Here is a 23,023-nt window from a genome sequence, read left to right as displayed (position 1 = left end):
CAGCTACCACCGAATTTTAGAAACAATGGCCGATGGCCGTGCAGGCGCCCGTGCGCCTCGCGTATAATTTAGGAAAAATACTGTGAGTTTAGACAAATTTAAAATCGCAATGCAGTACGCAATGCCAAAACATTTTATTTCACGCGTAGTCGGAAAATTAGCTGCTGCAAAAGCGGGTGCTTTAACAACGACTTTAATTAAACTATTTATTAAGCAATATAAAGTAGATATGAGCGAAGCCCAATACCCAGATCCGGCTCATTATAAAAGCTTTAATGAATTTTTTACTCGCCCTTTAAAAGACGGCATGCGCCCAATGGTAGAAGATAGCAATATCATCATTCATCCAGTGGATGGCGCAATCAGCCAGCTAGGCGATATTGTTGACGGACAGCTAATACAAGCTAAAGGACACGATTACAGCTTACAAGCGCTACTAGGCGGCTCACAAGATGATACAACACCTTTTTTAGGCGGTAAGTTTGCCACTATTTATTTAGCGCCTAAAGATTACCACCGTATTCATATGCCAGTTGATGGCACACTAAGCAAAATGATTTATGTGCCAGGTGATTTATTTTCAGTAAATCCACTTACAGCGCAAAACGTGCCTAACTTGTTTGCACGTAACGAACGTGTGGTAGCAATTTTTGAAACTGAGATTGGTCCGCTTGCTATGGTACTTGTTGGTGCAACAATTGTAGCCAGCATAGAAACTATTTGGGCAGGTACTGTAACGCCACCAGCAGGTAGCGATGTATTTAGTTGGAAATACCCAACCACTGGCGATAACGCTATCACGCTTAAAAAGGGTGAAGAGATGGGTCGCTTTAAATTAGGCTCTACTGTGGTACTAGCATGGGGTGCTGATAAAGCTGAAATACTGGACGATCAACTACCAGAAGTGGTTACTCGCTTAGGTACTGCGTTTGCAAAAATTAACGACTAAAATCAATCGTTAATTAGAAATCAAAAAACCGCGTTATTTAAACGCGGTTTTTTATTTTTGTAGGCGTAAAGCCTGCTTACGCGAAAAGGGCCGCTTTTAATATTTATAACTGATACTTTACTTACTTATTGGCTTCTCTAAAGCGCAGCGCCCTCTTAGCATCTTTGTGGATAAATCACTTAAAATCTTATTGCACAAAGAGAAGCAAAAGAGGAGTAAATGAGAAGACACCAAAGCATAGAAATTACGAGCTTGAAGCTTAAAATGAGAGATGGTATCTACAAGTCTGGCGCAGAAGTTTAATGCGTTGTAGACGTAGAGCTTGCTCACGTGAAAAGCGCAGCTTTTAATTCTTTAACGCTACATTTAATAATATGCACAAACTTTTTCAATACCTATTTCCCACACTCTTTACACTCTAAATCTTTAATCACTTTAAAGTGCTGTTGTTTTAAAGTGAGCGCATCGAAGGTTATAAACACACATCCCTCTGCATAGCCCAGTAATAAGTTGAGCGTAAGTTGCGCCTGCATAGAGCCTATTACACCAAGTAGCGGGCTAATTACTCCTGCGTTACTGCAATTTATAACCGGTGTAGCTTCGCTTTGTGGAAAAACACAGCCATAACATGGGCTATCACTTTGCCTAAAATCAAAGCCCATTAACTGCCCTTTGGTTGCGAGTGCAGCACCCGAAATTAACGGTGTTTTATTAGCAATACAATAACGATTAACGCAATAGCGAGTGCTAAAGTTATCAGAGCAATCAAGTACGATGTCAGCACCTTTTAGCATGTTAACTGCATTATTCTCATCTAACTTTTGGCAATGCGTTACTATGTCTATTTGATTATTAAGACTCGCTAATACTTTACCCGCTGCAGCGACCTTGTTTTGCCCTAAGTGGTTTATTTTATAAAGCACTTGGCGCTGTAAGTTTGAAAGCTCAACTTCGTCATCGTCAATTAAAATAAGCGTTCCAATGCCCGCCGCAGCTAAATACAAAAGTGCTGGGCTACCTAAACCACCAGCCCCCACTACTGTAACCGTTGAGGATTTAAGTGCTAACTGCCCTTCAAGCCCTACTTCTTCAAGTAATAAATGGCGACTGTAACGCAGGGTTTCTTTATCGCTTAGCTCATTCACGTTTACCAGCCTTGTTAGTATTGCCCTTGTTAATATTAATGTGCACTGCTTATGGCCACTTGCAGAGCACTTATAGCCTCTACGTAATTATCAGCTTCGGTAATCGCACGCACTACGGCAACACTGCCTACTCCGGTTTTAGCTACCTGCTCAGCACGGCTTAAATCAATACCGCCTATTGCCACTGTTGGATAGCTTTGCATAAGCGGTACAAATTTAATCAGCTTTTCAAGACCTTGTATTTGCCCTGTCATGTCTTTTGTTGTGGTTGGGTAAATAGCACCAAATGCCATATAACTAGGGCGATAATTATGCGCACGCAGCATTTCATAAAAGCCATGGGTAGAAAGCCCAAGCCTTAGCCCAGCGTCTTTAATAGCGGCTAAATTAGCAATGTCTAAATCCTCTTGCCCTAAATGCACACCATACGCACCATGTTTAATAGCTAGCTGCCAGTAATCGTTTATAAATACCTGTGCATTGTATTGCTTGCCCAGCTCAACAGCTTGCTTAATGAGCGCATCAAGCTCGTCTTGCGTTTTATTTTTAACGCGTAACTGCGCTGTTTTAATGCCTTGTTGTAAGCACTTTTCTAACCAATCGGTGCTATCAACAACCGCATATAAGCCCAGCGATTTACTTTCACAAGGCGCAAAATCTGCCGCCATATTAAAATCAAGCGGCACATCAAAATCTAGTTCATCACCCAGCCAGCTACCTGGCTCAATAACTTGTGGGTAGTCAGCTAAATTAGTGGGGAACGAGGTCTGAGCAACCGGTCCAATCCCCTCGCCGTAGCGTACTGACTGTTTTAGCCCTTGGTTTATATATGCTTTAGCTAAAATAAAGGCATCTTTTAATGGGTAGTCTTTAGCTAAACACGCAGCAATTACCGAAGCCATGCTACACCCGGTGCCGTGGTTATGCGGTGTTTGTATTTTTTGATTGCCTAACCAATATTCTTCACCACTTTGCGTATTACTATCAATACAATAATCAATGCAGTAGCCACTTGGGTAATCCCAATGTCCGCCTTTAATAACAACGGCTTTTGCGCCCCAGCTTAATAGCTTATTAGCCGCTTCTTTTATTGCAGCCGGGCCAATTAAATACACACCGGTTAATAACTGTGTTTCGTGGGTGTTTGGGGTTATTACATCCACCAGCGGCAGTAAACATTCTTTTATTGCGCTGACGGTGTCTTCTTCTGTTAGTAAGTCACCGCTTGAGGCAATAGCGACAGGGTCATATACAATAACGGGAGGCACAGGCCACTTAGCTTTATAGTGACTTATATGTTCGCTGATCAACTGAATTTGCTGCACATTGGCAAGCATGCCAATTTTTATCACTTTGGCTTTCATGTCTTTTTCAAGCGCTAGTAACTGCGATTCAATAATATCGGTAGACACTGCATTAATAGCCTCTACGCCTAAACTATTTTGTGCAGTAAGCGCCGTAATTGCCGTGCAGCCATGTACACCAAAACTTTGCATTGCTTTTATATCAGCTTGAATACCTGCACCGCCGCCAGAATCAGAACCGGCAATTGTCCATACTACGTTATTCATATTCTTTCCTTCACTGCTGATGCCAAAATGGCATACCCATTGTTGGGGTTGATGGGGCTGCAACGTCTTTTTCCGGCATCGCTTTTGCTTTGTATGCAAAGCGCCCCGCTTCTACTGCGGCTTTAAATGCGCGGCTCATAGTAATTGGGCAACCCGCCCCTGCAATAGCTGAATTTAATAATACCGCATCATACCCCATTTCGAGTGCTTGGCAGGCATGCGATGGCAAACCTAAACCGGCATCTACTATTAATGTGGTATCGGGTAAGCGCTCTCGAATAGTTTTTAAATTATAGCTATTTAACAAGCCTTTACCGGTGCCTATTGGCGCACCCCACGGCATAAGCACCTCACACCCTAGCTCATTTAAGCGCTGGCAAAGTACTAAGTCATCGGTGCAATAAGGCAATACTTTAAAGCCATCATTAATTAATATTTTTGTGGCTTCAAGTAGCGCAAAAGGGTCAGGCTGTAAATTGTAATCATCGCCAATCAGCTCTAGCTTAATCCAGTCGGTGGCAAATACTTCTCGGCACATTTTTGCAAGCGTTATCGCTTCTTTAACACTATGGCACCCTGCGGTATTAGGCAGTATTTTTAAGCCTGTATTTTTTATTAACTGCCAAAAGTCATCACCGGCTGCTGCACTTTGTTGGCGCCTAAGCGACACGGTTACAATTTCAGCGCCAGAGGCAACTATTGATTGGGTCATAATGTCGGGCGACGGATAAAGCGCAGAGCCTATTAATAAACGACTCTTTATTTGCTCTCCATAAATAGTTAAACAGTCTTTAGTTTGCATGAGCTTTATCCGCCTTGAATGGGTGACAGCAACTCAACACTGTCGCCTTCATTAAGTACATAGTTACTGTGCCGACTTTGTGGAATAAATTCGCCATTAACAGCCACAGCAAAAGGCGCGACTGCACCAAAACTTTGAAGTACCTCAACGAGTGCTTTGCTATTAACATTAAGTAGCTCGCCATTAATTGTAATGTTCATTTTTTCTCACTCTATTCGTGAAACTGCTTGCGCCACTAATGCCGGCGCCAACATATAACCATGTCGATACAAACCGTTAATACTAATTACATTACCAACTTGTGATACTTCTGGGCGGTTATCGCTAAATGCGGGGCGTAATCCAGTTTGAATACTAAGTAGTCGTGCTTCGGCAAACCCGCTGTGTACGGTATAAGCCGCTGAAAGTAACTCAAGAGTTGAGCGTACTGTTGCGGCACCATTGTCTTGTGACTCTATTTCAGTCGCACCAATTACATATTCACTGTTAGGTTTAGGCGCTATATAAATTGGATAACGCGGGTGCATTAAACGCACGGGCCTGATTAAACTTACCTCTGGTGCGTATAACCTTGCTACTTCGCCGCGCACACCTCTAAGCGGTTTATCATCTTGAGTATTTTTAGCACCAAGCCCACGGCAATCAATAATGTAATCGAACGGTCGATTATTTATCTTATTGTCGCTAATGGTTACGCGCTGGTTAAATACAAACTTTACTTTGCGTTTGTTGAGCTGTGCAAAGCTGGCTTTATAAAATGCTTGGTTATCTATTTGCCCTTCACAAGGTAAAAATAAGCCTTGGTTAAAACGCCCAGCAAGTTCAGGTTCAAGCATTGTAATTTGTTGGGCATTTATATGCTCGGCAGTGTGATCAGCTAGCGGTTTTATACGCTGTGCAAAGCTTTGTAAATCGCCTTTGTCCTGCTGATGCGCAATGACCAAAGTGCCTTGCTGCTGAAAAAAAACCTCACTTTCAAGTTCTGCAATAATGCTGGGCCAGCGCTTCATTGAATCAAGACCCATTAAAGCTAAATCAGCCTCACACAATACCGACTCAGCAAGCGGGGCAAGCATTGCTGCAGCGACTTTACCGGCGCTATTTGGGGTTTGCTCATCGTCTGCTTCAAACACAGTTACATTATGCAACTTACTTAGCGTAAGCGCAGCTAACCTGCCCGCTAATCCAAATCCGACAACCGCAATGTTATAAAGCATATGCGTCTCCAAAAGCAGTTATGCATAGTACAAGTAGATGAAAATTTACTTCGCACCTCTTCTATTATTTAAAGAAGCGAGGCACAAAGCCTCACCTACGTTTGTATCTAGCTTCTAGCAATAATTGTTTTATACCGCTTTGTGATAAATCTCTGAGCCTGTTTGCTTAAACTCTTCCGATTTAGCTTTCATTTCGGCTTCTACATCAACCATTTTTATTTCAATAGCGTCGCCAGCGTTATTAGGATCAATACCGCGTGTTTCTAAATCTTTAGCGTAATCGCGTACTTCTTGGCTAATTTTCATCGAACAAAATTTAGGACCACACATAGAGCAAAAGTGAGCCACTTTGCCTGATTCTTGTGGAAGGGTTTCGTCGTGATACTCGCGAGCTCGGTCTGGATCTAAACCAATATTAAATTGGTCATGCCATCTAAACTCAAAGCGTGCTTTTGATAAGGCGTTATCGCGCTCTTGCGCGCCCGGGTGACCTTTTGCTAAATCGGCGGCATGTGCAGCTATTTTGTAGGTAATTAAGCCTTCTTTAACATCTTCTTTATTTGGCAGACCTAAATGCTCTTTAGGTGTTACATAACAAAGCATTGCACAACCGTACCATGCTATTTGAGCCGCCCCAATACCAGAAGTAATATGGTCATACCCTGGTGCAATATCGGTCGTTAGCGGGCCTAAAGTATAAAAAGGTGCTTCGTCGCAATGCTTTAATTGCTCATCCATATTGGCTTTAATCATGTGCATTGGCACATGTCCAGGACCTTCAATAAATACTTGTACGTCGTGCTTCCACGCAATTTTAGTCAGTTCACCTAATGTGCGCAGCTCACTAAACTGTGCTTCATCGTTGGCGTCAGCAATCGAACCAGGGCGAAGTCCATCACCGAGTGAAAAACACACATCGTATTGTTTTAAAATTTCGCAAATGTCTTCAAAGTGCGTGTATAAAAAGTTTTCTTTATGATGCGCTAAACACCACTTAGCCATAATTGAGCCACCGCGCGACACAATACCGGTTACACGTTTAGCCGTCATTGGTACGTAACGAAGCAGTACACCGGCATGAATAGTAAAGTAATCAACGCCCTGCTCGGCTTGCTCTATAAGCGTATCGCGGAAAATCTCCCACGTTAAATCCTCAGCCACACCATTTACTTTTTCAAGTGCTTGATAAATCGGTACTGTGCCAATAGGTACAGGCGAGTTACGTACAACCCATTCGCGCGTTTCGTGAATGTAACGACCCGTTGATAAGTCCATCACGGTGTCTGCACCCCAGCGGGTAGACCACACCATTTTTTCTACTTCTTCTTCAATAGATGAACTAACCGATGAGTTACCAATATTAGCGTTAACTTTAACTAAAAAGTTACGCCCTACAATCATAGGCTCTGTTTCTGGATGGTTTATATTATTTGGTAAAATAGCGCGACCACGGGCTATTTCGTCGCGTACAAATTCTGGAGTGATAAATTCAGGAATACTCGCGCCAAACGACTCGCCTTTATGCTGCGCTGCTAATAATTCTTTACGAATTTCTGCACGTCCCATATTTTCGCGAACGGCTACGTATTCCATTTCAGGAGTAATAATCCCTTGGCGTGCGTAGTGCATTTGCGTTACGTTTTTACCAGCGATACCACGGCGAATTTTTGGAAGGTGATCAAAGCGAATATGATCCAGCCCTTCATCTGCCATACGTTGCTGCGAAAATTGCGACGTAACAGATTCAAGAACCTCGGTGTCGCCACGGCTTTCAATCCATTGTTCACGAAATTTTGGTAAGCCTTTGCGTACGTCTAGTTCAAAATTAGGATCGGTATACGGGCCCGACGTATCGTAAACACGTAGCGGATCATTTGACTCATAAACAGGGTTTTCATCTGTGCCACCAATAAACGTATCACTTAACGTAATTTCACGCATACCAACACGCACACCAGGTTGAGTGCCTTCAACGTATACTTTATGAGAATTTGGGAACGGTTGACCCGTTAAGTTATAAATATATTCAGACGCGGCAGCACGAGTTTCTCGGCGTGACGCTTTATTTGTAGTATTTGACATGACTTGCCTCATTGCTTAAGGGTTGTCTTGTCAGATATTCCGAGGAATAGAGAAAGATCGTAAAGTAGCGTACATGCTACTTTGCAGCCTAAAATAAACAAAATCACTTTATTGTGCGCATAAAAAAAGACGCACAAGCGTCCTATTTTAGGCAGCTTGTTCCCTACGCAGGTATTAACCTGATCAGGTTCACGGATCCCGCTTTCGCGATCTCAGCCAAAAACTAATTACTTAGCTTTGGCACTCCGACAAGTATTGATATATAAATTCTGTTCGTTAATTTGAAGGTGTTATCCATCAAATCTGCGCTGAGTGTACGTCAGTTAAAAACTGCCCGCAAGGGGCTGTTTTTCAAAAACTTAAAATTATTTAGGGATAAACACAAATGTTTGCTCGCCTTGCATGACTAATTGCTGGTCTTGCATTTTAAGCTCGGCACCTTGCTTTAAGGCTTGTAATAACTGCTGCTCAAACTCATCAAGGTCTTCGCCGCACGACTTGCGCGTCATTCCTAATTTACTGATGGTAAGGTTACTTTCTTCAAGCGAGCCTTCACCAAAAAATTTATTACAGCCAGCAAAGCCGTTTACTTGCAGCGCTTCAATAAAGCTCATTGATGCGTTAAACGAAGGTGGAATTGCTAAACCATCAACACGTGATAATTGCCATTGGGTGTATTTAAGCTGCTCACTGGTAACCGTCCCTGTTGATGCGCAACCAACACATAAACCGACTATAAGCATCGGTATTGCTGCTAATTTCATACTACTACTAACTAATTGTCTAATTAATGTAATTGTAACAATATTTATGCCCTTTATCCGTTAAAAATGCATGTTTTAAATGTAAATTTTTGTTCTATGATAGTTCAAAAGTTATGCGATTAAGTACTAAGTTGTAGTTTTGAATACGTTATCTATTTGCTCAGGTAAAAACGGTCTACCTTTTTCATTAACAGACGTTCCTATAACCAGTGCATTGAGCATTACTTTTTCATCCCTTTTACGTATGACCGTTTGCTTAAACGCAAATTTTAAACGACTAATACGCTGCGGCTCCACAGCCACATAAAATTCATCACCTGGTAATAGTGAATGTTTATAGTCCATTTCGCTGCGCATCACGACTAGGTTAATTTTATCTTTCGCTAATTGAGCAAAATCAATACCGTGTGCGTACAAAAATTCATGGCGAGCATGCTCTAAATAATTAAAATAAACACTGTTATTTACGATACCTTGTAAGTCACATTCGTAATCACGTACTTTGAAGTCAACTTTAAAGGTCATATTAGTAATCCTGATTATTTAACGTATAATTGCCGCGTTTATAGCACATGTGTTTAAATAATTGCTACCATACGAGTCCCTAAAATGGAGTTAAGTAACCCAATGAACTTACGTTTGTCTTTAATTACTGCCGCACTTTTACCGCTGCTTGGTGCACCAATTGCAGCTAACGCTGATGATAGCGACCTAGAAAGAATTGTTGTAACCGGCGATTTTCAGCGCGAAAGCATTCAAACTTTAAGCGCGAGTGCGAGCTTATTCAGCGAAGATGAAATTAATCAACGTGGTGCAAGTTACTTAGACGAAATGTTAGGCAGTGCCGCCAATGTAAATTTTGCATCTGGTGCATCACGTGGTCGTTACATCCAAATTCGTGGCGTGGGACTTCGTTCACAATTTGTAGACCCTATTAATCCATCTGTAGGCTTAGTTATTGATGGTATTAACTATTCTGGTCTTGGTGGCAGCTCATTATTATTTGATATAGACCAAGTAGAAATTTACCGTGGTCCACAAGGTACACGCTTTGGCGCAGACGGTATGGCCGGTATGATCCAAATGGGTTCAGCTAAAGCCACGAGCGATCCAAGTTTAAAATTACAAGTAGGTGCTGGCACATACAACACCCGCGAAGCAGGCATTGCAGCAAGCACAGGCTTAACAGATGACACTAGCGCACGCGTTAGCTACTTTCGCAGAAAGTCAGACGGTTACGTAGATAACTTGTACTTAAATGACGAAACACAAAATCAAGACGAACAAGTAGCCCGCTTTAAAATAAACAGTCAGCTTACAAAGCATTTAAATACTGAGTTAAACCTTTACTATATTGACATAAACAATGGTTACGATGCGTTTACGCTTGATAACAGCCGCAACAGTGTTGCCGATGAACCAGGCCAAGATAATCAAGAAAGCTACGCTATAGGTGTTAAGAATACTTATACGGGTTTTGACGCTTTTGATTTAAATCTAAACCTATCGGCTATTGATACCGAATTACTTTACAGCTTTGACGAAGACTGGGTATGTAACGATACAAGTGAGCCAAAGTTATGTGCTGCTGGCTTACATCCAGATGGATACAGCTCAACCGATTTATACAGCCGCGATCGCGACGATCAGTCTGTAGATTTACAGTTTAATTCTAAAACGGGTAACTGGGTTGCGGGTATTTATTACCAAAACCGTGACGTTGATTTAGAGCGCCAATACACATGGTTAGCAAGCCCGTTTTCTTCAACTTACGAAACGAGTAACGTTGCAGTATATGGTCAAGTAGCGACTCCAATTGGCCCTAAAACAACATTAATTACAGGTTTACGTGTAGAGCAATACCAAGGCGACTACACCGATAGCAATGGCTTTATACAAGACACCGACGACGTAATGGTTGGCGGTAAAATAGCACTTGAATATCAAGTGATTGATCGCACTATGATCTACACCAGCATTACGCGTGGCTACAAAGCTGGCGGTATTAACTCAGAAGCGCTTGCTAAAGCCAAAGATGAAGGCTTAAACCTAAGCGCTGATTTTTTCCAGCAACACACCAGTTTCGACCCTGAATATTTATGGAGTGGCGAATTTGGTGTTAAAGGCTCATCGCTTGATGACAAATTTACGCTTCGCTTAGCTGCATTTTACATGCACCGCGACGATATTCAGTTAAAAGCATGGCAAGTAGAAGGTCAGCAATTTACCGGTTATGTTGATAACGCAAGTTCTGGTAGCAACTACGGATTAGAAGTTGAAGGTAGTTACCAACTAACTGATAATCTATTTTTAACGGGTAGTGCTGGTTACTTAAACACTGAAATAGACGACTTTGTAACGCAGTCTGGTTTAAATCAAGACGGTCGTGAGCAAGCACAGTCACCTAAATACCAGTATGCATTTACTGCACGTTACAACTTTACTAATGCATTTTACGGCATGGTTGGTATTGAAGGTAAGGACGATTACTACTTCTCAGATAGTCATAATTCACAGGCACCAAGCAGCAACTTAGTTAACTTAAGCATTGGCTACGAAGCAGACATGTGGGCAGTTCGCGCATGGGCTCGTAACGTGTTTGACGAAACAGTCCCTACACGTGGCTTTGAATTTGGTAATGACCCACAAGATGGTTACGCAACGCATACCTATACACAATTAGGTGAGCCTCGTGTAGCAGGTGTTACCTTTACACTTAATCTGTAAAGCATAGCCGTTGGCTTTCAAATGAAAGCTTTCTGCAAGCAAATAAAAACACCGCGTTTAAATTAAACGCGGTGTTTTTATTTGTAGGTGAGGTTTTATACCTCGCTTTTTATAAAGTTAAATTACATGAGCGCGAAATAAATTCGCACCTACAGGTTTGGCGTATGTTGTTGGGGTTGATGTTTATTTGTAGGTGAGGTTTTATACCTCGCTTTTTATAAAGTTAAATTACACGAGCGCGAAATAAATTCGCACCTACAGGTTTAGCGTATGTTGTTGGGGTTGATGTTCATTGTAGGTGAGGTTTTATACCTCGCTTTTTTATAAAGTTAAATTACACGAGCGCGAAATAAATTCGCACCTACAGGTTTGGCGTATGTTGTTGGGTTTGATGTTTATTGTAGGTGAGGTTTTATACCTCGCTTTTTATAAAGTTAAATTACATGAGCGCGAAATAAATTCGCACCTACAGGCTAAGCATTACGCTCTTTGCACATCAAACGCTATTACGTCTTTAATTTTTTCTTTATTTGTTGCGAGCATTACCAACCTATCAATCCCCAGAGCAACTCCTGCGCATTGTGGTAATCCATGTTCTAGCGCTTTAATTAAACGTGTATCCATTGGTACTTGCTTTAAACCGTTGTTAGCGCGGTATGTGTTATCTTCATTAAAACGTTTAGCTTGCTCACTGGCATTTGTGAGTTCGTTAAAGCCGTTAGCCAATTCCATATTTTTGTAATAAAGCTCAAAGCGCCCTGCTACGCGTGCATCATGTTCACAAATTTGTGCAAGTGCCGCTTGAGAAGCTGGAAAATGATAAACAAAACACGGTTTTTCTTGTCCTATTGTTGGCTCCACTTTCATACAAAACAATAATTGCAGTAAGGTATCTTTATGCGTTTCATTTTGGGCTATATCAGCAAACCCCTGCTTACATGCTAATTGCTTTAATTGCTCTATGCTTGCTGTTAAAGGATCGAGGCCGAGTGCTTTTTCAAACGCTTGCTGATAGGTAAGTCTAGTTGCAGGCTCGACACCTAAAACAAGTTGCATTAGCTCATCCATTTCATCCATAAGTGCAAATTCATCAAAGCCTGGGCGATACCATTCCAGCATAGTAAATTCGGGATTATGATGGCTACCCGCTTCTTCATTTCTAAATGCTTTACAAAGCTGAAAAATAGCGCCTGAGCCTGCTGCTAACAAGCGTTTCATGGCAAACTCTGGAGATGTTTGTAAAAACAGAGGAAGCCCACCAGCATGCCCTGGACCTACAAATTTGGTATTAAAACTAGCTAAGTGCACATCGGTTACACTGGCAGCACTTAAGCTTGGCGTTTCTACTTCTAAAACATCACGTGCATAAAAAAATTCACGGATGCTACGTAATATCGCTGCGCGTTGTTTTAGTGTTTCAATGCTTGCGCTTGGGGCCCAAAGATCTGCTGACATATTTTCTCCAAAAAAAATCCCAGCGTAAGCTGGGATTTTATAAACAATGTTAAAGCTTACTTAACACGGCTTACGTATTCACCGTTACGAGTGTCTACTTTAATTACTTCGCCAATTTGTACGAATAATGGAACTCGTACCACAGCGCCTGTGCTAAGCGTTGCTGGTTTACCACCAGTACCCGCTGTATCGCCTTTAAGGCCAGGATCTGTTTCAGTGATCTCAAGCTCAACAAAGTTAGGTGGTGTAACAGCAATAGGGCTGCCGTTCCATAATGTAATTATGCATAAATCATTTTCAACTAACCATTTTACTGAATCGCCTAGTGCTTTTTCGTCAGCAGCAATTTGCTCAAATGTTTCGTTGTTCATGAAATGCCAAAATTCGCCGTCTGTGTATAGATACGCTAAATCAGTATCCATTACATCAGCACCTTCAACTGATTCACCCGATTTAAAGGTTTTTTCAAGCACCTTACCAGAGATAAGTTTACGGATACGAACACGGTTAAACGCCTGGCCTTTACCAGGTTTTACCATTTCATTTTCTAAGATACTGCAAGGCTCGCCGTCCATCATAATTTTTAGGCCGCCCTTGAACTCGTTGGTGCTATAATTCGCCATCGTTTCCTCTATTTATATTTTTTCGAGTAATCTACATGCCAATGATACAAAGAAATGAAGCAAATTTGCATAAAAACTGGCAAAAAGAATTAGCAAATGTAGTTACCTGCCCAAAAACCTTGCTTGAAATGGTCGGTTTATCGAGCCAAGTCCATGAAAACGACCTAAAAGCCCGTAGTTTATTTCCGGTACGCGTGCCTATCCCTTTTATAAAAAAAATACGCAAAGGCGATCCAAACGATCCTCTTTTGCTACAAGTTATGCCACGCCATCAAGAATTTTTGACTAAATCGGGTTTTAATAAAGATCCCCTACTTGAGCAAGATAACGACCAACCAGGCCTTTTACATAAGTACAAATCGCGTGTTTTGGTGATGTTTAAAACCGGCTGTGCTGTAAATTGTCGTTACTGCTTTAGAAGGCATTTTCCGTATCAAGAAAACCAACTCAATAAAAAAAGTCTGCTAGAAACACTGAGCTATATAAAATCAGATAGCAATATAAACGAAGTGATTTTAAGTGGTGGCGATCCACTGATGGCCAAAGACGATGCAATAAGCTGGTTTTTGGATGAGCTTGAGCAATTACCACAAATAAAACGAATGCGAATTCATAGCCGTTTGCCAGTAGTTATACCGGCGCGAGTTACCGATGAGTTATGTGAGAGATTAGCAAAATCGCCATTAAAAATTATTTTTATTAATCACATAAACCACGCCAACGAAATAGACGCTGATTTTAAAGCAGCTATGCAAAAGCTTAAACAAGCAAACGTAACGCTTTTAAACCAAGCTGTAATTTTAAAAGATGTGAACGATACGCTCGATGCGCAAATAAATTTAAGCGAAGCGTTATTTGACGCAGACGTATTACCGTATTATTTGTATTTGCTCGATAAAGTTGAAGGGGCCAGCCACTTTGATATTAACGAAGAAGACGCTATAAAAATAATGGCAGAGCTATTAAAAGCTCTGCCTGGATTTTTAGTGCCTAAATTAGTAAGAGAAATCGGTGGTCAAAAAAGCAAAACACCTATCGATCTTAAGCTAATTTAAAACAGCATTTAAACGTATATATTTACGTTGTTACCCAATGATGCTGTTACCGATTTAGCCGGTGTTTGCGCACTTGACGATTGTGCAGCACCTTCAATAAGTGCAAGAGCCGCCGCGCCATCTGCTAACTGCTGCTTTTTAGATAAAGCAGCGCTGTAAAGCTCACTGCCTTGGCCTGAGCCAGAAACAGCGGGTAAACTTGTGCCTGATATATTCATATAACAAACCTGACTTTTAAATGTAATCCAAGTATTATGTCGGCAATGCAGTGCAAAGCTTTAGGAAAACCATGGATTCTATTATTGAACAACTCAATGCCAACTTAAAAATTGTTTACCGTCAGGCACTTGATGCTGACAAAAAACTCGACGAGCTTCAACAGCAAGGTCACGGTAAGTTTAAAGCCTTATTTACTGCCGATTCTGGCTTTAGCTTTGAAGCTAAACGTTTTAAGCCTTACGTACTTGACGTAGCCGCTGATGTTGAAAGCTTATCTAACGATGGTTTTGAAGAAGAAAAACTGAAAACAACCGTTATTAAGTTACAACAAATACTCACGTTGTTAGCTACTTTTAAGTAAAGCTTAAAAATAAAAATGCCGCTATTTAGCGGCATTTTTATTTTCAGTTAATCTAAACTTGGTAATATTTGCTCACCAAACCACTCTGTTAGTAAGCGTTTTTCGTAATAAAATGATTCGTCGCGGCCCATTTTAATTTTATCCATAAAGCCCATATCTTTAAGCTCCACATCAGTATCTTTACTTAGCACTGTACCGTCGTTATCGGTTAACGAATAATTTAGCTTAATGCGTGGAAAATAAATTGGTTTTACTACACGAATTTCGTCCATACCACCATAACGCACATCACCTGCTAAATCTAAATCTGTAAACTCTACGTTTAATTTATAATCTTTTGGCAATTGCTCGGCTAGTTTAGCCATATGCTTTTCGAAACTTGCTGCCACACTTTTGTGATATGAGCTCTTTGTTTGGTTTGACGCTCGCACATCACGATAGTCATTAAAGTCATGCCATTTAACAACAGACTCACCAGCATGGGCAAGCGCAGGTAATGCGATACACATTGTTGTTGCTATTTTTTTAACTAAATTCATATCTTTCTCCAAAGAGGTAGACCAATCACAAAAGTGTAGATTGGAGTAAACCTAGCATTAGCTATTACTAGACTCATTTTAGCACTTGTTTATTAACTATAACTTAATCTTACGTATAAAGTGTTACTTGTACTGAGTAAAATGTAATCAAAAGTACTTAATTTACCGTTATTAAAAAAAGATGTTATTTAAACTATAGAAATTACAGATAAAGCATGTAAATCACCTCTATTTATGGTGAAATTAACTCAATTGATAAAAGGTACCCACGGAGCTTTCATGACTATTTTAGTAACCGGTGGCGCTGGCTATATTGGCTCGCACACTGTTTTAGAACTTTTACAGCAAGGTAACGATGTTGTTGTTATTGATAATTTAAGTAACTCATCACAAGAATCACTTGCGCGCGTAAAAAATATTACAGGCAAAGAGGCCACTTTTTACCAAGGCGATATTCTCGATAAATTCTTTTTAGATTCAGTATTTGCAAAACATACGGTTGATAGTGTTATACATTTTGCGGGCTTAAAATCAGTAGGCGAGTCGGTAGCAAAGCCCATTGAGTACTATCAAAACAATGTACAAGGTACGCTTACGCTTGTTGATGCAATGCGCGACGCAGGTGTATTTAAATTAGTATTTAGCTCGTCAGCCACAGTATACGGCGACCCTGCAAGCTTACCAATTAAAGAAGACTTCCCTGTAGGCGGTACTACTAACCCGTACGGCACATCTAAACTAATGGTTGAAATGATGCTACAAGATATCGCTAAATCAGATGAGCGCTTTGCATTTGCTATTTTGCGTTACTTTAACCCAGTGGGTGCACATGAGTCGGGCTTAATTGGTGAAGATCCTAATGGTATCCCAAATAACCTTTTACCGTTCATCGCACAAGTAGCGGTAGGTAAATTAAAGCAACTCGCTGTATTTGGTGATGATTACGACACAGTTGATGGCACAGGTGTGCGCGACTATATACACGTTGTAGATTTAGCTATAGGACATTTAAAAGCGCTTGATAAAATTGCCAGCAGTACGGGTGCATTAGTTTATAACCTAGGTACTGGTAATGGTTACTCTGTACTACAAATGGTTAATGCATTTATTAAAGCAAGCGATCAAGCTGTACCCTATCAAGTTTCACCTCGCCGCCCTGGTGATATTGCAGCGTGTTATGCAGCGCCAGAAAAAGCACTTAATGAACTTGGCTGGGAAGCAGTGCGCGGTATTGATGAAATGATGCAAGATACATGGCGTTGGCAGTCAAATAACCCTAACGGTTATAAGGGTTAAGTAAAACAAGCTTTGCGCTTACAATAAGTGCGCGGCATCAAGCCGCGCATACCGAGTATTTTAAACACCGAATTCAATTTTATGGCTGCGTCGTAGGCGTAGAGCTTGCTCACGCGAAAAGCGCAGCTTTTAATTACTTATATCTAATATCCAATATTTAATAACGAGTATCTTCGTTACGTCTGCGCCCACTGTCTTAGCAAGTTATGATAAACCCCTGTTAATTGAATAATCTCTGGGCTATCTTCTACTTTGCTGCGCAAACTTTGAATCGACATATCTAAATCAAAGAGTAAACCACGTTTTTCGTCGCTGTTAATCATGCTCTGTAACCAAAAAAATGAGGCTAATCTACGCCCATTCGTTACTGGCATTACACGATGTAAGCTCGTTGAAGGGTACAACACCATACTGCCTGCGGGCAGCTTTACGCTATGTGAGCCATAAGTGTCTTCAATAACAAGTTCACCGCCCTCATAATCTTCGGGGTCATTAATAAATAACGTCATTGATACATCTGTACGAATTTTTACTGGCGTACCCGGCACTTGTCTAATTGCATTATCTACGTGCACACCAAACGATTGCCCACCTTGATAACAGTTAAAAAGCGGAGGGAAAATTTTTGCAGGAAGCGCCGCCGACATAAACAAATTACTGCGCGCAAGTGCTGCCATTATAATGTCGCCAAGCTCTTGGCATTCAGGACTATTTTCAGGTAGCTGTAAGTTATTTTTTGCTTTGGTTGATTGATGACCTGCGGTAATACTGCCATCGGCCCACTGGGCTTTAAGCAAAACCTCATGGCAATACGCCACTTCTTCTTTCGTTAATAGCTCTGGAATTTTAACTAGCATGTGCGCCCTCTCACATTTTCATCAAATAATTAAGGGCAGAGTTAACTCTGCCCTTTTATGCCATACTTATTTTACTCTTAGAAAGAGTAGCTCGCTGTTAAGCTAAACTTACGACCATCACCCGGTACAAAGTGTCCACCACCTAACTGATCAACGTAATCTTTATCACCTAAGTTTTCACCATTAAACTGCAGGCTCAAATCTTTTGATATGTCATATGCAACCATCAGGTCAAAAATAGTATAACCTGGCGCACGAGAACGTGTTGACGTAGTGCCGTTGTAACGCTCACCTACATATTGCGCACCTAAACCAAACGATAACTTATCCGACATATCGTATGTAGTCCAAACACTTGCGCTATTTTTAGGTGTACGTGCAAGCTCGTTACCAATTTGAGTTGCGTCGTCGCCTAATGCTTTAGTTACTTCGCTATCTTGGTAAGTGTATGAAGCAATTACAGTCCACTCTTTAGTAATTAAGCCTGTTGCTGAAAGCTCTAAACCTTGTACGCGCTGTTCACCACCGAGTATTTCATCACTTGAGCTATCTGCAAATGGGTCATCAGTACGGGCATTGGTTTTTTCAGTACGGAAAAGTGCAGCATTAGTTTGCAGGCGACCATCCATTAGGCTCCATTTAGTTCCTAATTCATAACTGCGGCTTTCTTCTGCGTCTAAATCAGCTGCATTTGAACGCGTAGATACCGTTAGCCCTTCAGCCGATGGGTTAAATGAATTACCTGCGCCTAAATATACACTGCCATTTTCTGTAGGTTTATAAACTACTGCTGCATTCCAGCTAAATAAGTCGTCACTTGTAGAAATTAAAGCACTTGGGTTAGCATAATCGTTATGGTAATCCGTAGTGAAGCTATCAAAGCGAATTCCGCCCGTAACTTCCCATTGCTTGTTAAGCGTTACTGTATCAAATGCATAAATAGCTTGGTTTTTAGCTTTAGCTTCAATGCTTGTACCGTCACGGCCGTACACACCCGTAAATGCAATTGTTGCGTCAGGGTTGTATAAGTCGTTACGTATTTCATCTTCAATTAGGTTGTCTGGAGTTGTAGCGACTAATGCGTGACGTGTAAACGTTTCGTTTGCAAGTTCAACACCCACTACAACATCATGAGTAAAGCCAGCAAACTCATAGTTACCAATTAAATCAACTTGAAGTGCAGCAAGTGAATTTTCTGTATCACGTGTTTTTTCATCTGCAAAGGTAATATCAGTGTCGGTTGTAACCGAGAAATAACGCGGTGCAGTTGTTACTGATTCACGCTTAACTTTACCTAAACGACCTTGCACACGTAATGTAGTATTTTGAGAAAAATCATACTCATAACGAGCTGTTGTTGAGTAGGCTTCAATATCTTCGTAATCACGGTAAATATTACCGTAAAAGTTATCAAAATCGACAGGAGAAGGTGAGCGCGCACTATCTGCAAGTTCAGCTACAGGCGTATCACTGTAAACCCAAGGAATGCCGTAATCTGGTAAATTATCTTGGCGTTGATACTCTAGGTTTAAATCAAAACGGCTGTTTGTACCAAGTCCTGTTGCAAATGCAAACGCAACAGCATTTGTTTCATTTTCAACATGGTCGCGACCTGCAACATCACCTTTATCAGTAAGAAGGTTTATACGTAGCGCGCTTGTATCGTTTACTTGAATATTAGTATCAAAACGACCACGGTAATCGTTTTCTGTACCTAGACGTAGCGAAACGTCGTTAAAATTGTCCAACTTCGCCTTTTTACTTTCTAAATTAACACTACCACCTGTTGCGCCACGACCAGAAACTGCTGAACCTGGGCCTTTTGCAACTTCAACGGCTTCAATGTTGTAAATATCACGTGTGTAACCTGCAACATCACGAATACCATCTACAAAAATATCATTTGTTGCACTAAAACCACGAATCGACATGCTATCGCCAGTAGGTGAGCCACCCTCACCTGCAGCTAAAGAAATACCTGAAACATTACGTAAAGCATCACGTAGGCTATCTACGTTTCTATCTTTCATTACCGCTTGGTTAATTACCGTTACAGTTTTAGCTGTATCGAGTAGCGGTTGAGTGTATTTATGCGACGTTGATTTTTCTACAACATAGCTAGACTCAGTTTTAGTTTCTGCTTTGGTTACCGATAGTTCTTGAACATCCTGTGCACTTGCCCAAGTTGAAAGCGTAGCTGTAACAACCGCTGCAATTGGCTTCACGTACGCATTTCCTTTATTCGATGGCTTACTCATGGTTACTCCGTAGTTTTTATTAAGCACTTAACTATTGTTAATTTAAGGTACATATTTAATTTCGGCGAAATCCTACCACTCAAATAACGCAATGTAAACGATAACTGTTATCAATTGCATTGTTATGTGAATTCCTATATTGTATACACACTCAAAAATTAACAGTAATTACGTCCTTGTAATTACTTGTCGTAACTTTCAGGATTGTTGTTAAGTAATGCGAAGCTTAATTAAACCAATTAGCGTAGTTATCGCGCTTTGTAGCACCATGGCAGTAAAAGCCGACACTGTTAGTGAGCTAGAACAACTCGTTAATAAATGGCTACAAATAGAAAATCAAAACACAGAATTAAACACTCACTGGCTTGAACAAAAAAGCAGCATGGAGCAAACCTTAACGCTTCTAAATGCTGAGCAGCAGCAACTTAGCGAGCTTAATCAGCGAAGAAAAAAAAGCACCAGTGAGCTTGCCCAAAAACGCGAACAGCTTGTTACTCAGCAATCAGAACTTGAAAATGATCAACAGCAATTGAACGACCAACTAGCACGTATTTCTGGGCAATTACTTTCATTACAAGTGCAATTACCCCCGCCACTTTTAAGTAGTTGGAAAAACACTGGTGATTTAACCGACTCACAACTCAGTACAACTGACAAATTACAAACAGCGCTAAAAATGCTGACCCTACTTAATGATTTTCAACAACGTATTTCCATTCACGAAATGGCTATTAAACACCCTGACGGGCAAGAAGTGTGGGTAAAGCAGCTTTACTTAGGTGCAGCTCAAGCATGGTTTGTAAGCGAAGACTTAAGTTACGTAGGTATTGGTTTTCCAAGTGACTTAGGTTGGCAGTGGGAATTTGACCCAAGCATTAATGCTGAGCAAGTTGCACTGGGTATTGCTGTACAGCAAAAAAAGCGCGCTGCTGATTGGGTAACACTCCCAATATTAAGTTATGTAAATAAAAACCAGCAAGGGGCTAAATAATGGCTACTAACAGCATAATTGCAGCATTTAGCGCCACAGTGTTACTTTTTAGTGCAAATATTTCTTTTGCAGCTAGCAGTGATGATGCTAAACAAAGTATTTTAAGTGATATTAAAACAGCGCAACGCACTCTAAATAAAACTCAAAATAGTATTTCAAAAGAGCAAGCGTCCCTTGCAAAGCAAATTTTTACCAAGCAGCAATCGCTCAGTAAATTGCGCGCGCAAGCAGCCGTTAATCGCCGTCTAGCTGACGAAAATACGTTAAGCCTTGATCAGTTACAAACCCGATTAGACACTTGGCAACAGCAGCAGCAATATCAATTAAACTTACTTAGCCGTTTTGTGCGCCAAAATACCAGCAACAGTGCTAGCAGTAACGAGTCGACTAATAATCAAAACGAGTTATTAAACCGCGTTATATCGCAAATTAATAATCAAGAACAGGCACTTTACCCACACTTTAATAAGCAATCGATTGTGCTCAGTAATGGCGAATTAAGCCAAGCTAGTACTCTTCAAGTAGGGCCTGTTGCATGGTTTAGTACGCAAACACCTAAACTTATGGGCTTATTAAATTTGGATGATGAATCTAGTGCATTAAAAGTAGCGTTAGTGCAATCAACAAGTAACGATAACCCACTCGATAATACTTTAAATCAAAATGGTGCAGGCTCAACATTACTTACTTTTGATCCTAGTTTAACGCACTTAGTCACGAGCCAAGCTCAACAAGAAAGTCCGCTTGAACACTTAGAAAAAGGCGGCTTATGGGCTATCCCTATTATTTTGTTTGCCTGCTTTGCACTAACTATTGCGCTATTAAAAGCCGCACAACTACTGCGTTTAAGTAAAATTAAAATGCACTCTCAAATGCAATTACAGCAATTTTTTAAAGCTGAAAATAGCAGTGAATTTGCAGGTATGCAGCAGCAGTTATTTAACTTAACGCTGCAAAGCGAAAAAGGCCAAATACGAGACGATCAATTATTTAATCAGTTAATTCACGATAAGCATAAACTCGATAACTTTATTGGCGCTATTGCCGTTACGGCGGCAGTAGCTCCATTACTGGGCTTGTTAGGCACTGTTAGCGGCATGATCGAAACATTTAAAATGATGACCTTGTTTGGATCAGGTGACCCAGAAGTTGTATCGGGCGGTATTGCACAAGCCCTTATAACAACCGAACTGGGTTTAGTCGTGGCCATACCTGCTCTGGTATTAAATGCATTGCTATCACGTAAAGCTAAGGCGTATTACAGCCAACTAGAAGGCTTTGCATTACAGCTTAGTCAACTAGAAAAAGGAGAAAACAATGTTTGAAAAAATCGTTAGTAACCCTATATGCTGGTGTATTCTTTTACTCGCTTTATTTGTATACCAGCTGATTTTTCATGACTTACTACACCTTAAACAATACCAAGCGCAGCGCAAAGGTTACTGGCAAGAGGTTAGCTCTATTTTAACAGCAGCGCTTCCGCTACTTGGTTTATTAGGTACCATTGTTGGTTTGCTTGATACATTTAAAGTAATGGCGCTGGGCCATAACGAGTTAATGAGTGACGCCATTGGTGATGCATTACTAACAACTCAATTGGGCCTTGTGTGCGCTATTCCTGCGTGGTTAATGCAAGCGTATTTAGCGTATTCGCAGCGTAATCCTAAATTACATACATTAAGTAAGCAGTTAGGGTAACACTATGCAATCACGTTTAAAGCACAAGCTAGAGCAAGAAGCTGAGCAGCATATTGATATGTCGCCACTGCTTGATGTTGTATTTATATTGCTAATATTTTTTATTGTTACAACCGTATTTGTACGCGAAAGTGGCGTTGAAGTTGATAAACCACAAGNAAGCCGTATCGGCCAGCCGTCTTGAGCAGCAAGTTATATTTTTAGCAATAACCGACTCTCAACAAGTATTTTTTGATGGTAGCCAAATTGGTGTTGCTGGCGTGCGTAGTAGTGTCGAGCAAATGTTAAAACAGCAACAACGCCCTGTAGTTATTCAAGCTGATAAAACAGTGCCTACTGAGTTACTTGTTCAAGTAATTGACGAAGCAAAGCTGGCAGGCGCGGCGCAAGTTAACTTAGCTACGAAGCAATAAT

At 40.9% G+C, this 23,023-nt stretch carries 22 protein-coding genes, 1 pseudogene and 1 riboswitch; of the genes and pseudogenes, 9 read left to right on the top strand and 14 right to left on the bottom strand.

Annotated elements, in window-relative coordinates; genetic code table 11:
* Positions 1-82 precede the first annotated feature (82 nt).
* Positions 83-949, top strand: coding sequence for an archaetidylserine decarboxylase (asd, locus tag L654_RS0110830; RefSeq protein WP_024608018.1), 867 nt, complete (start codon positions 83-85; stop codon positions 947-949).
* Between the two features lie 395 nt (positions 950-1,344).
* Here asd and L654_RS0110825 read toward each other — a convergent pair whose 3' ends face one another.
* From L654_RS0110825 to L654_RS0110790, 8 genes are all read right to left on the bottom strand, one after another.
* Positions 1,345-2,094, bottom strand: a complete 750-nt coding sequence (locus L654_RS0110825; RefSeq protein ID WP_024608017.1) for a HesA/MoeB/ThiF family protein — start codon at positions 2,092-2,094, stop codon at positions 1,345-1,347.
* Positions 2,095-2,129: 35 nt separating this feature from the next.
* Entirely contained in the window at positions 2,130-3,665 is a 1,536-nt protein-coding gene (gene thiE, locus L654_RS0110820) for a thiamine phosphate synthase (RefSeq protein WP_024608016.1), read from the bottom strand.
* A 10-nt stretch (positions 3,666-3,675) separates the two neighbouring features.
* The gene (locus tag L654_RS0110815) at positions 3,676-4,467 is read right to left on the bottom strand and encodes a thiazole synthase (RefSeq protein ID WP_010555272.1); all 792 of its coding nucleotides are present in this window, start codon (positions 4,465-4,467) and stop codon (positions 3,676-3,678) included.
* A gap of 5 nt (positions 4,468-4,472) precedes the next feature.
* On the bottom strand, positions 4,473-4,667 hold the full coding sequence (thiS, locus tag L654_RS0110810) for a sulfur carrier protein ThiS (protein ID WP_002960781.1): 195 nt from the start codon (positions 4,665-4,667) through the stop codon (positions 4,473-4,475).
* A gap of 6 nt (positions 4,668-4,673) precedes the next feature.
* The gene (locus L654_RS0110805; protein ID WP_024608015.1) at positions 4,674-5,684 is read right to left on the bottom strand and encodes an FAD-dependent oxidoreductase; all 1,011 of its coding nucleotides are present in this window, start codon (positions 5,682-5,684) and stop codon (positions 4,674-4,676) included.
* Positions 5,685-5,813: 129 nt separating this feature from the next.
* Positions 5,814-7,766 carry a phosphomethylpyrimidine synthase ThiC gene (gene thiC / locus L654_RS0110800; protein ID WP_024608014.1) on the bottom strand — a complete coding sequence of 651 codons (1,953 nt, stop codon included), beginning with the start codon at positions 7,764-7,766 and terminating at the stop codon, positions 5,814-5,816.
* Positions 7,767-7,909: 143 nt separating this feature from the next.
* Positions 7,910-8,024, bottom strand: a riboswitch (TPP riboswitch).
* A 107-nt stretch (positions 8,025-8,131) separates the two neighbouring features.
* On the bottom strand, positions 8,132-8,530 hold the full coding sequence (locus L654_RS0110795) for an META domain-containing protein (RefSeq protein WP_282569959.1): 399 nt from the start codon (positions 8,528-8,530) through the stop codon (positions 8,132-8,134).
* Positions 8,531-8,656: 126 nt separating this feature from the next.
* Entirely contained in the window at positions 8,657-9,055 is a 399-nt protein-coding gene (locus L654_RS0110790; RefSeq protein ID WP_024592343.1) for an acyl-CoA thioesterase, read from the bottom strand.
* Positions 9,056-9,139: 84 nt separating this feature from the next.
* Here L654_RS0110790 and L654_RS0110785 point away from each other — a divergent pair, with 84 nt between their 5' ends.
* Positions 9,140-11,257: a TonB-dependent receptor gene (locus tag L654_RS0110785; RefSeq protein WP_024608012.1), complete on the top strand. Its 2,118-nt coding sequence runs from the start codon at positions 9,140-9,142 to the stop codon at positions 11,255-11,257.
* Positions 11,258-11,737: 480 nt separating this feature from the next.
* Here L654_RS0110785 and epmA read toward each other — a convergent pair whose 3' ends face one another.
* Positions 11,738-12,712 (bottom strand): elongation factor P--(R)-beta-lysine ligase, encoded by a 975-nt coding sequence (gene epmA, locus L654_RS0110780; protein WP_024608011.1) that lies wholly within the window; start codon positions 12,710-12,712, stop codon positions 11,738-11,740.
* Between the two features lie 56 nt (positions 12,713-12,768).
* A complete protein-coding gene (efp, locus tag L654_RS0110775; RefSeq protein WP_024608010.1) occupies positions 12,769-13,335 on the bottom strand; it encodes an elongation factor P in 567 nt (188 codons plus the stop codon).
* Positions 13,336-13,376: 41 nt separating this feature from the next.
* Here efp and epmB point away from each other — a divergent pair, with 41 nt between their 5' ends.
* Positions 13,377-14,390: an EF-P beta-lysylation protein EpmB gene (epmB, locus tag L654_RS0110770; protein ID WP_033026995.1), complete on the top strand. Its 1,014-nt coding sequence runs from the start codon at positions 13,377-13,379 to the stop codon at positions 14,388-14,390.
* An 8-nt stretch (positions 14,391-14,398) separates the two neighbouring features.
* On the opposite strand, the gene L654_RS0110765 is transcribed toward epmB, so the two are convergent.
* Positions 14,399-14,608: a hypothetical protein gene (locus tag L654_RS0110765; protein ID WP_002960797.1), complete on the bottom strand. Its 210-nt coding sequence runs from the start codon at positions 14,606-14,608 to the stop codon at positions 14,399-14,401.
* Between the two features lie 71 nt (positions 14,609-14,679).
* On the opposite strand from L654_RS0110765, the gene L654_RS0110760 reads away from it, so the two are divergent.
* Complete coding sequence (locus tag L654_RS0110760; RefSeq protein ID WP_007585044.1) at positions 14,680-14,970, top strand: hypothetical protein; 291 nt, start codon at positions 14,680-14,682, stop codon at positions 14,968-14,970.
* A gap of 47 nt (positions 14,971-15,017) precedes the next feature.
* Here L654_RS0110760 and L654_RS0110755 read toward each other — a convergent pair whose 3' ends face one another.
* Positions 15,018-15,509, bottom strand: coding sequence for a DUF3016 domain-containing protein (locus L654_RS0110755; protein ID WP_010555263.1), 492 nt, complete (start codon positions 15,507-15,509; stop codon positions 15,018-15,020).
* A gap of 279 nt (positions 15,510-15,788) precedes the next feature.
* Between L654_RS0110755 and galE the strand changes: the two genes are divergently transcribed.
* Entirely contained in the window at positions 15,789-16,805 is a 1,017-nt protein-coding gene (gene galE / locus L654_RS0110750; protein ID WP_007585049.1) for a UDP-glucose 4-epimerase GalE, read from the top strand.
* Between the two features lie 176 nt (positions 16,806-16,981).
* On the opposite strand, the gene L654_RS0110745 is transcribed toward galE, so the two are convergent.
* Both L654_RS0110745 and L654_RS0110740 read right to left on the bottom strand, forming a co-directional pair.
* The gene (locus L654_RS0110745) at positions 16,982-17,662 is read right to left on the bottom strand and encodes a Fe2+-dependent dioxygenase (protein ID WP_024608009.1); all 681 of its coding nucleotides are present in this window, start codon (positions 17,660-17,662) and stop codon (positions 16,982-16,984) included.
* A 77-nt stretch (positions 17,663-17,739) separates the two neighbouring features.
* Positions 17,740-19,920 (bottom strand): TonB-dependent siderophore receptor, encoded by a 2,181-nt coding sequence (locus L654_RS0110740; protein WP_024608008.1) that lies wholly within the window; start codon positions 19,918-19,920, stop codon positions 17,740-17,742.
* A 217-nt stretch (positions 19,921-20,137) separates the two neighbouring features.
* Between L654_RS0110740 and L654_RS0110735 the strand changes: the two genes are divergently transcribed.
* The 4 genes and pseudogenes from L654_RS0110735 (at position 20,138) to L654_RS01000000125915 (ending at position 23,022) form a co-directional block, all read left to right on the top strand.
* A complete protein-coding gene (locus tag L654_RS0110735; protein ID WP_024608007.1) occupies positions 20,138-20,911 on the top strand; it encodes a DUF3450 family protein in 774 nt (257 codons plus the stop codon).
* On the top strand, positions 20,911-22,236 hold the full coding sequence (locus tag L654_RS0110730; protein WP_024608006.1) for a MotA/TolQ/ExbB proton channel family protein: 1,326 nt from the start codon (positions 20,911-20,913) through the stop codon (positions 22,234-22,236). Before L654_RS0110735 ends, L654_RS0110730 begins: the two co-directional genes overlap by 1 nt.
* Positions 22,229-22,609, top strand: coding sequence for a MotA/TolQ/ExbB proton channel family protein (locus L654_RS0110725; RefSeq protein WP_002960812.1), 381 nt, complete (start codon positions 22,229-22,231; stop codon positions 22,607-22,609). The genes L654_RS0110730 and L654_RS0110725 overlap by 8 nt, the downstream gene beginning before the upstream one ends.
* 4 nt (positions 22,610-22,613) lie before the next feature.
* Positions 22,614-23,022, top strand: a pseudogene (locus L654_RS01000000125915) (biopolymer transporter ExbD).
* The last annotated feature ends 1 nt before the right edge of the window (position 23,023 follow it).

The organism is Pseudoalteromonas sp. TAB23, assembly GCF_000498075.1.
Taxonomy (GTDB): domain Bacteria; phylum Pseudomonadota; class Gammaproteobacteria; order Enterobacterales; family Alteromonadaceae; genus Pseudoalteromonas; species Pseudoalteromonas arctica.
The sequence above is the reverse complement of the archived record's forward strand: the minus strand, read 5'-3'. Positions and strand labels throughout refer to the sequence as shown.

Excerpts from the sequence above, each read along its gene's own strand:
- L654_RS0110735 (WP_024608007.1), top strand. The coding sequence starts at position 20,138 with ATGCGAAGCTTAATTAAACCAATTAGCGTAGTTATCGCGCTTTGTAGC.
- L654_RS0110795 (WP_282569959.1), bottom strand. The coding sequence starts at position 8,530 with ATGAAATTAGCAGCAATACCGATGCTTATAGTCGGTTTATGTGTTGGT.
- L654_RS0110785 (WP_024608012.1), top strand. The coding sequence starts at position 9,140 with ATGGAGTTAAGTAACCCAATGAACTTACGTTTGTCTTTAATTACTGCC.
- L654_RS0110745 (WP_024608009.1), bottom strand. The coding sequence starts at position 17,662 with ATGCTAGTTAAAATTCCAGAGCTATTAACGAAAGAAGAAGTGGCGTAT.
- epmA (WP_024608011.1), bottom strand. The coding sequence starts at position 12,712 with ATGTCAGCAGATCTTTGGGCCCCAAGCGCAAGCATTGAAACACTAAAA.
- L654_RS0110755 (WP_010555263.1), bottom strand. The coding sequence starts at position 15,509 with ATGAATTTAGTTAAAAAAATAGCAACAACAATGTGTATCGCATTACCT.
- L654_RS0110790 (WP_024592343.1), bottom strand. The coding sequence starts at position 9,055 with ATGACCTTTAAAGTTGACTTCAAAGTACGTGATTACGAATGTGACTTA.
- galE (WP_007585049.1), top strand. The coding sequence starts at position 15,789 with ATGACTATTTTAGTAACCGGTGGCGCTGGCTATATTGGCTCGCACACT.
- L654_RS0110760 (WP_007585044.1), top strand. The coding sequence starts at position 14,680 with ATGGATTCTATTATTGAACAACTCAATGCCAACTTAAAAATTGTTTAC.
- L654_RS0110765 (WP_002960797.1), bottom strand. The coding sequence starts at position 14,608 with ATGAATATATCAGGCACAAGTTTACCCGCTGTTTCTGGCTCAGGCCAA.
- L654_RS0110805 (WP_024608015.1), bottom strand. The coding sequence starts at position 5,684 with ATGCTTTATAACATTGCGGTTGTCGGATTTGGATTAGCGGGCAGGTTA.
- L654_RS0110730 (WP_024608006.1), top strand. The coding sequence starts at position 20,911 with ATGGCTACTAACAGCATAATTGCAGCATTTAGCGCCACAGTGTTACTT.
- L654_RS0110725 (WP_002960812.1), top strand. The coding sequence starts at position 22,229 with ATGTTTGAAAAAATCGTTAGTAACCCTATATGCTGGTGTATTCTTTTA.
- L654_RS0110740 (WP_024608008.1), bottom strand. The coding sequence starts at position 19,920 with ATGAGTAAGCCATCGAATAAAGGAAATGCGTACGTGAAGCCAATTGCA.
- efp (WP_024608010.1), bottom strand. The coding sequence starts at position 13,335 with ATGGCGAATTATAGCACCAACGAGTTCAAGGGCGGCCTAAAAATTATG.
- thiC (WP_024608014.1), bottom strand. The coding sequence starts at position 7,766 with ATGTCAAATACTACAAATAAAGCGTCACGCCGAGAAACTCGTGCTGCC.
- thiS (WP_002960781.1), bottom strand. The coding sequence starts at position 4,667 with ATGAACATTACAATTAATGGCGAGCTACTTAATGTTAATAGCAAAGCA.
- thiE (WP_024608016.1), bottom strand. The coding sequence starts at position 3,665 with ATGAATAACGTAGTATGGACAATTGCCGGTTCTGATTCTGGCGGCGGT.
- epmB (WP_033026995.1), top strand. The coding sequence starts at position 13,377 with ATGATACAAAGAAATGAAGCAAATTTGCATAAAAACTGGCAAAAAGAA.
- L654_RS0110815 (WP_010555272.1), bottom strand. The coding sequence starts at position 4,467 with ATGCAAACTAAAGACTGTTTAACTATTTATGGAGAGCAAATAAAGAGT.